Source organism: Corallococcus terminator (assembly GCF_049194865.1).
GTDB classification, from domain to species: Bacteria; Myxococcota; Myxococcia; order Myxococcales; family Myxococcaceae; genus Myxococcus; species Myxococcus terminator_A.
The window spans coordinates 1-7,501 of sequence record NZ_JBLZWL010000027.1 but is presented as its reverse complement, the minus strand read 5'-3'; the positions used below and the strand labels follow the sequence as shown (position 1 = coordinate 7,501).

4 protein-coding genes and 1 pseudogene are annotated in these 7,501 nt (G+C 72.6%); 2 read left to right on the top strand and 3 right to left on the bottom strand.

Annotated elements, in window-relative coordinates; all coding sequences use genetic code 11:
* Positions 1-365: 365 nt before the first annotated feature.
* Positions 366-3,995 carry a protein kinase domain-containing protein gene (locus ACN469_RS11255; protein WP_498767010.1) on the top strand — a complete coding sequence of 1,210 codons (3,630 nt, stop codon included), beginning with the start codon at positions 366-368 and terminating at the stop codon, positions 3,993-3,995.
* Positions 3,996-4,007: 12 nt separating this feature from the next.
* Here ACN469_RS11255 and ACN469_RS11250 read toward each other — a convergent pair whose 3' ends face one another.
* Both ACN469_RS11250 and ACN469_RS11245 read right to left on the bottom strand, forming a co-directional pair.
* Complete coding sequence (locus ACN469_RS11250) at positions 4,008-4,535, bottom strand: hypothetical protein (protein ID WP_498767008.1); 528 nt, start codon at positions 4,533-4,535, stop codon at positions 4,008-4,010.
* Between the two features lie 88 nt (positions 4,536-4,623).
* The gene (locus ACN469_RS11245) at positions 4,624-6,204 is read right to left on the bottom strand and encodes a sigma 54-interacting transcriptional regulator (protein ID WP_498767006.1); all 1,581 of its coding nucleotides are present in this window, start codon (positions 6,202-6,204) and stop codon (positions 4,624-4,626) included.
* A 244-nt stretch (positions 6,205-6,448) separates the two neighbouring features.
* Here ACN469_RS11245 and ACN469_RS11240 point away from each other — a divergent pair, with 244 nt between their 5' ends.
* Positions 6,449-7,120, top strand: coding sequence for an RNA polymerase sigma factor (locus ACN469_RS11240; RefSeq protein WP_498767004.1), 672 nt, complete (start codon positions 6,449-6,451; stop codon positions 7,118-7,120).
* Here ACN469_RS11240 and ACN469_RS11235 read toward each other — a convergent pair.
* Positions 7,056-7,501 (bottom strand): annotated as a pseudogene (locus tag ACN469_RS11235) (TAXI family TRAP transporter solute-binding subunit); the annotation flags it as partial. The gene ACN469_RS11240 and the pseudogene ACN469_RS11235 sit on opposite strands and share 65 nt — an antisense overlap.

Here is a 7,501-nt window from a genome sequence, read left to right as displayed (position 1 = left end):
CCCCAACCAAAGGTTTCAAGTGACACGTGGAGAGACTCCGGACAGAGCGGTGCCTGCGGCGCACCTCGGTTCTTCAGGGGCACCCGGGAGACGTGGACCGCGCTGTGACGGGCCCTTCACGCCGGCCCTACCAGGCCCGCGTCCTCCGGGTGAACAGGACTCCCACCGCGGCAAGATGAATGTCGGCGTGCATGGAGCCTCCAGGGGACAGGCGGGACGACGACCCTCGCCGTCCGACGCCCCCTGCATATCAACGCGGCCCGCCCCGTGCCACGGGGGATATGGCGGTGGGAACGGGTGCTAGAACCCCCTGGCCGGACGGCTCGTGAAGGAAGGCCCCGCAGGCAGGAGGCCAGGGAGCGCCGATGCGCGAGGACTACGAGGCGGAGCTGCGGGCCGTGCTCTTCGAGGGCCTGCTCTCCGACAGCGAAGTGGCGGCGCTGCGTGCGGAAGCCCTGCGCCGGCAAACCGCGCCGCTGGAGCTGCTGCGAGAGCGGGGGCGACTGTCCGAGCACACGCTCGCCTCACTGCGCGGCGCATCGCGGGCCGCCCTCCAGCAAGGCGCGCTGGTGGGCGCTCCCACGGCCACCGCCCACGTGGGCCCACCCAAGGCGCTGGAGCCGGAGCCTCCAGAGGCCGAGCCGTCCTTCCCGGTGCCGGGCTGGGAGCGCTACGCGCCTATCCGCTTCCTGGGCCAGGGCGGCATGGGGCGCGTCTTCCTCGTGCAGGACCCGGTACTGCGGCGTCACGTCGCGCTCAAGTTCGTGCGGGACGACGACTCGGGGCGGGCGCGGCACTTCGTCGCCGAGGCGCAGGCCCAGGCGCGGGTGGACCATGAGCGCGTGTGCAAGGTGTACGAGGTGGGCCAGGTCCAGGGCCGCGCCTACATCGCGATGCAGTACGTGGACGGCAAGCCGCTGCACCGGCTCGCGGAGGTGCTCACCCTGGAGCAGAAGGCGCTGATGGTGGCCCAGGCCGCGGAGGGCGTGCACGCCGCTCACCGCGCGGGCCTCATCCATCGAGACCTCAAGCCCTCCAACATCCTGGTGGAGCGCACGGCCGACGGACAGTGGAAGCCCTACGTCATGGACTTCGGCCTCGCCAGGGACCCGGGTGAGGGAGCCACCGCCACCGGCTCCATCCTCGGCACGCCGCACTACATGGCGCCCGAGCAGGCGCGCGGCGAGGTGAACCGGCTGGACCGGCGCGCGGACGTCTACGCCCTGGGTGCCACGCTCTACGCGCTGCTGGTGGGCCAGCCGCCCATCCCCGGCGGCAACGCGCTGGAGGTGCTCAGCCGCATCCCCACCGAGGACCCGAAGCCCCCGCGCGTGCTGGTGCCGGAAGTCCCCGCGGACCTGGAGGCCATCGTCCTCAAGTGCCTGGAGAAGGAGCGCGCGGCCCGCTACGACTCGGCGCGCGCGCTCGCCGAGGACCTGCAGCGCTTCCTCGACGGCGAGCCGGTGCTCGCGCGCACGGTGGGCACGACGTACCGGCTGGCGCGGCTGACTCGCAAGCACTGGCGCAGGCTGCTGCTCGCGGCGGTGGCGGGACTGTTGGTGCTGCTGGCCGGAGTGCAGGCGGTGCTGGCCCGACGCGAGGCCGACACGCGAGAGCACCTGGCGCGCCGCTTCTCCGAGCTGGCCGAGCACGTGGAGTCCCGCGCGCGCTACACCGCCCTGGCGAGACTGCACGACACCCGCCAGGAGCGGCAGGTGCTGGAGACGCGGCTGGCGGACATCGCCGGGGAGATGCTCGGAGGCGGCGAGCACGCGCTCGGGCCTGGGAACGAGGCGCTGGGCCGGGGCTGGCTCGCGCTGGGAGAGCCGGCGCGCGCACGGGAGCACCTGGAGGCCGCGTGGAACCACGGCACCCGCACGCCTCGCGTCGCCTGCGCGCTGGCGCTCGCGTTGGGGCAGCTCTACCAGGAGCGACTTCGCGCCTCCGAGCACCTGCCCGCCACGGAGCGGAAGGCGCGGCGCGGCGAGCTGGTGACGCTCTACCGGGAGCCCGCGCTCGCGTGGCTGCGGCAGGGCAGCGGCGCCGACCTGCCTCCCGCCGAGTACGTCGCCGCCCTGCTCGCCTACCACGAGGAGCGGTACGAGGACGCGCTGGAGCGGCTGGATGCGCTGGGGGACCGGCTGCCGTGGTTCTTCGAGGCTCCCCTGCTGCGAGGCGATGTGCTGGTCGCCCGCGCCACCCGTCACTCGGACGCGGGACGTCGCGAGCGCGCACAGGAGGACCTGGACGCGGCGAGGAAGGCCCACGCCCGCGCGGCCTCGCTCGCGGAGAGTCTGCCGGAGGCGCACCTGGCCCTGGCCGGCGTCGAACAGGTGGCGCTGCGCATGGGCCTGTATGGCCAGGGGGACGTGACGCCGCACCTCGAGCGGGCGCTGGAGGCGTTGGAGCGCGCGCTCACCGCGTCGCCCCGGCACGTGCCATCCCTGGTGAAGAAGGCCCTGCTGCACCGCCGGCTCGCCGAGTTCCGGAGCCGGCAGGGTGGCGACGCGGCGACGCCGATGGAAGCGGCGCTGAAGGCGGCCCGGACCGCGCACGACGTCGCCCCCACCAGCAGCGACGTCCGCCACACGCTGGGACTCGTGCTCTGGCAGGGCGCGCGCATCCAGCAGGCGCGCAGCGAGGACCCGAGGCCGATGCTGCGACAGGCCATTGAAGCCTTCGACGGCGTGGCGCCCCAGGAGCGCGACTACGACTACCACTCCAACCTGGGCCTCATCTTCAAGGTGTGGGCGGACCACGAGGACGCGGTGGGCGAGGACTCGCTCGGCAGCCGCAAGCGCGCCATCGACGCGTACCTCACCGCCATCCGCATCAACGAGGCGCTGCCGGACGCGTGGATCAACCTGGGCAGCGCCTGGTTCAAGCGTGCGTCCCACCCACGCAACCCGGACGCGGACGCGGACCTGGAGCGCGCGAGGGAGGCGCTGGAGAAGGCGCGCACGCTCAACCCGCGCAACCTGGTCAGCCACTTCTACGAGGCCCAGGTCCACACCCTGCGCGCCGCGAGGCTACGTGATGGCGGTGGCGATGCGCGCCCGTCACTGGACACCGCGCTCGCGTCGTACAAGAGCGCCCTGGCCCTCAACGTGGATGTGCCGCAGCTCCACGGCGGCGTGGGGCTGGTGCATCTGGAGCGCGCGCGGGACGCATGGCTGCGCGGTGAAGACCCCTTCCCCGCCCTGGATGAGGCCCACGCGTCCTTCACCCGTGCCCTGGCCCTGGCCCCGAAGCAGGGCCTGCCATCCAGCAATCTGTCGGAAGCCCACGTCACCCGCGCGGCCCTGCGACTGGTCCGGGGAGAAGACCCGCGAGACGACGCGCGCGCGGCGCAGCGAGAGGCACGCAAGGCGCTCACGCTCCAGCCAGACCTGTCGACAGCCTGGGCCAACCTGGGGCAGGCACATCGGGTGCTCGCCGCCTTCGCGCTGGAGCGGGGCGCGGACGCGAAGCCTGATCTGGACGCCGCCGAGCAGGCGCTGGGCGAGGCGCTTCGGCGCAACCCTCGAGACGAGGAGGCGCTGCGCTACGCCGCGGAGACTCGCTCCCTGGGCGCCGCCTGGAGCGTGCTCACGACAAAGGATTGGGAGGCCGCCTTCGTCCGCGCCGAGCAGGCCCACCAGACCGCGCTCACCGTCAGCGCCCGGCCCCACGATGACCGTCGCGCGCTGGCGAGACTTCACCTGGACTGGGCCCTGGCGCGTTCGCGCGTCGGCGTGGACGCGCGCGACGTGCTGGAGCGCGGCCTCGCGGGAGCGGCCACGGTGCTGAAGGCGCGTCCCGGGGACGCGGAGACACGCGCGCTGCACTCGGCGCTGGAGCTCACCCAGGCCCGGGCCTTCCCGGAGGCGCATCCCGGCCAGCAGGCACGGGCGAAAGAGGCGCTGGCGAAAGCGCTCACCGCCCGTCCCCAGCTCGCGCGGACCTGGGGGCCCCTGCTCACTCAGACGCCCAAGGAGCGCCAGGCGTCACCCTGAACGCCTGGAGCGTCAGTCCTCCTCGCCCGGGTCTCTGACTACTTCCAGGTCCCCCGGCTGGCCAGCGCCCGTGTCGGTGGTGACGGCGAAGTGGTGGCCACCCAGGATGACCTTGGGGCGAATCGTTCCGCACCACTTCGAGCGGGGCCCCGCTGTCAGCGGGATGTCGATTCTGTCGTAGTCCACGAAGAGGGCGTCGGCATCAGGTCCGTAGAACTTGAGCGTGGCCGCGTTGATGCCGGGGGCGAGCTGGAACTTGACCGGTTGCCGACGCCGGATGCAGCTCCTCGCGGGCGACACGGGCAGGGCTCCCCTGGAGATGGTGATGACACACAGCTTGTTGGCGTCGAACGGAGGGCAGACCGCGCCTTGGGGTGGGCAGGGAGCCTCCACGAGCTTGGGGCAGGCGGTGCCGTCGTACTCCGCCAGGGTCTGAGCGCTCGGCTCGGACGCCTCGTCGGCTCCAGACGGGTCGGGCGCACAGCCCCACCCCAGCGACAACATGACGACGCTCAGCCAGCGCTTCCAATGCCATTGCATGGTGCGAGCCTCCCGGCCACGTCGCCCGGGTGCGCGGGCCAGGCCCGGCCCGGACGGTGGGCCGTGAAGCTTGCCACGACCAACGACTTCATGACGCGGGAGGCCCGAGCCCCAGCTCCCTGACGCGCCGCTGGAGCGCGCGACGGGACACCTCCAGCTGCCGCACCATGGCGTCCAGGTCTCCACCACAGGCCTTGAAGCAGCGGGTGATTTCCTCCGCGCTCAGGTCCTTCACCGTGCGGAGGTGGGGACTTCGGTCCACCAGGTTGTAGAGCGACGCCCGGGTGATGCCGAGCTTCTCCGCCGTCCCCTTCAAGTCCCAGGAGCACTCGCGCAGCGCGTCCAGCAGCTCCCGCTCCGTCACGTCCGAGGGCTTGCGCCGCGCCACCAGCGCTGGCTCTCCGTCCTCTTCGCCGGTGGACTTCAGCACCAGCTCCGCCTCCAGCGCCGCGTCCAGTTGGAGTCGGGGCTGTCCCCGTCCGCTGATGACGAGCTGGCGGGCCACGTTGCGCAGCTGTCGGACGTTGCCGGGCCAGTCGTGTCGCAGCAGGCGTGACGCCAGGGCGGCCGGCAACCAGGGCTCCGCGTAGGGGTCCTCGGGCTCCAGGCGCCACCCTTCCCCCAGTCCCTCCAGCTCCATCCGAGCGAAGTGGTGGAAGAGCAGGGAGATATCCTCCCGCCGCTCTCTCAACGAAGGCAGGTGGATGGAGTAACCAGAGAGCCGATGCAACAGGGGTGCGCGAAAGCGGCCCTGCTCAATCAGGTCCTCCAGGGGCGCGTCCGTCGCCGCCACCAGGCGAACATCCGTGGCGATGGGGATGTGCGCGCCCACCGGGAACATCTCCCCCGTCTCCAGCACGCGCAGGAGCGCCACCTGCACCTCGGCGGGCGCCTCGCCCACCTCGTCCAGGAAGAGCGTGCCGCCGTGCGCGGCGCGGAAGAAGCCCTCGCGGCTCTGGGAGGCCCCGGTGTAGGCGCCCCGCTGCGCGCCGAACAGCTCCGCCGCGGCCAGCTCGCGGGCCAGCGTGCCCAGGTTGACGCTGACGAAGGGCCCCTTGCTCCGAGGGCCGCGCTCGTGGAGCGCGCGGGCGACCAGCTCCTTGCCCGAGCCCGTCTCGCCCCGGATGAGCACGGGCACGTCCAGGTCCGCCACCTGTCGGACGCGGGTGCGCAACCGGCCCAGCGCCATGCTCTGCCCCACCATGCCCAGCATGTCCGCGGACCGCTCCTCGTCCGGCGCCACGTGGTGCAGCAGCACCACCACCCGCCCGGCCAGCTCCAGCGGCACCCCCGCCGCGAGCGACTCCGGTCGGAAGTCCCAGCTCACACCCGGCACCCCACCCGCCACCACCTGGGTACCTTCCCCATCGCCCTCCAGCCTGACGCCGCCATCCGGGCGCGGCAGGAAGCGCAGCACACGCCGGCTCACGAACGGGTCCGCCAGCGGCCGGCCCACGACCTCTCCCACGCGGGTGAACAGCGGCTCGTTGCGGGAGAGCGCCACCTCCCGGCCACGCGTCAGGGACTCCATCACGAACCGCTCCCCTACCCGCGAGGCGAGGGGGTGGGAGACCAGCGTGAGCGCCGGCACGAGGACGGCGGGCCGCGAATCACCGCCGTGCCGCTGGAGGCTCGCGGTGGAGACATCGTCGAGGAGTCTCTGCTTCATGAGGGGGACGCTCGGAGCCAGGGCCCGCGTTCGCATCCAGGCTACACGAGCCCGAAGCCTCACGGACCGAGGCGGACCCCGGCTGGCATCCGCTGACATGTCAGCCGACGCCGCTGACATGCCAGCCGGGCACCGCGCCCGCCGTCGAAGCCCCGTCCTCCGGGGAGACAACACCCGGCACAGCGGTTGCTCTGAGGGGAGGCCACGGAGGGGTTGGCCACCCGTGACTGCCCTCATGGAAACGATGTCGACCGGATTCTGGGAGCTGTGGCTGTGCCACCACTCCAAGCTCCTCGCCAAGAGCCTGCGCCACCTCGGTGGCCATCAGGCCGACGCGGAGGACGCGCTGAGCACCGCGATGCTGCGAGCCTCCGAGGCCTGGCCCCGGGAAGTCCAGCGGCTGCGCAACCCGGAGGCGTGGCTGACTCGCGTCGTCCACAACGCCTGCGTGGACCAACACCGCGCCCGGGCCCGGCGCGCGGACGGGCCCCCCAGGGACGAGGACGAGGCCACCTCGGCGCGAGAGCCCCTGGCGCACGTCCCCTCTTCAGAGCAGCTCCTCCTGGAGCAGGAGCAGTCGCGGCTGCTGTGGCGCCATGTCCACCGGCTTCCGGAGCCGCTGCGGCAGGTGTGCCTCTTGCGCTTCGAGCGGGAGCTGGACGGCCGGACGATGGCGGAGGAGCTGGGCATCACCCACGTGAACACCCGCCGCCGACTGCTGAGGGCCTACGAGCTGCTGCGTCTGGCGCTCGGCGCCTCGGCGCGAGGCACGGAGCGGGAGCCCTCCCGACGCGGGGGAGCGGAGCAGCCCGCGCCCCCCTGCCGGGCACCGCGCGCGCGACGGGAGCCGACTACGCGTTGGCGGCGTGGGCGTGCACGTCCGCCCCGTCACGCCCACCGCCGAGCCGACGGATGAGGCGGCGGCGGACGACCTCGATGTGCTCCCGGAAGAAGTAGAGGTTCTCCGCGTAGGCCAGCGGCATGGGGATGCGGTTGACCTCGCGCTCCGCCTCCTCCAGTCGCTTGAGCATGTCCTCGAGCATGTCCCGCTCGGGGTTCTCGTCGAGCTGGATTTCAATCTCCTTCAGTCGCGCGTACCAACGGACGATGCGCTGGCGGATGCGCCACTGGTACAGCGCGGGGACGGCGCGGAACAGCGGCACCACCACGGCGATGATGGGCACCAGCATCACCCACAGCCGGTCCACCAGGTTCGCCGCCCAGAACGGCAGGTAGCGCTGGAGCAGGGGGATGCCCGCCTCGTAGTAGCGCTGGGCCTCGCTGCTGAGGGCGAAGC

What these genes read in the sequence shown, in the direction of transcription:
- ACN469_RS11245 (WP_498767006.1), bottom strand. Translation starts at nt 6,204, where the DNA reads ATGAAGCAGAGACTCCTCGACGATGTCTCCACCGCGAGCCTCCAGCGG.
- ACN469_RS11250 (WP_498767008.1), bottom strand. Translation starts at nt 4,535, where the DNA reads ATGCAATGGCATTGGAAGCGCTGGCTGAGCGTCGTCATGTTGTCGCTG.
- ACN469_RS11255 (WP_498767010.1), top strand. Translation starts at nt 366, where the DNA reads ATGCGCGAGGACTACGAGGCGGAGCTGCGGGCCGTGCTCTTCGAGGGC.
- ACN469_RS11240 (WP_498767004.1), top strand. Translation starts at nt 6,449, where the DNA reads ATGTCGACCGGATTCTGGGAGCTGTGGCTGTGCCACCACTCCAAGCTC.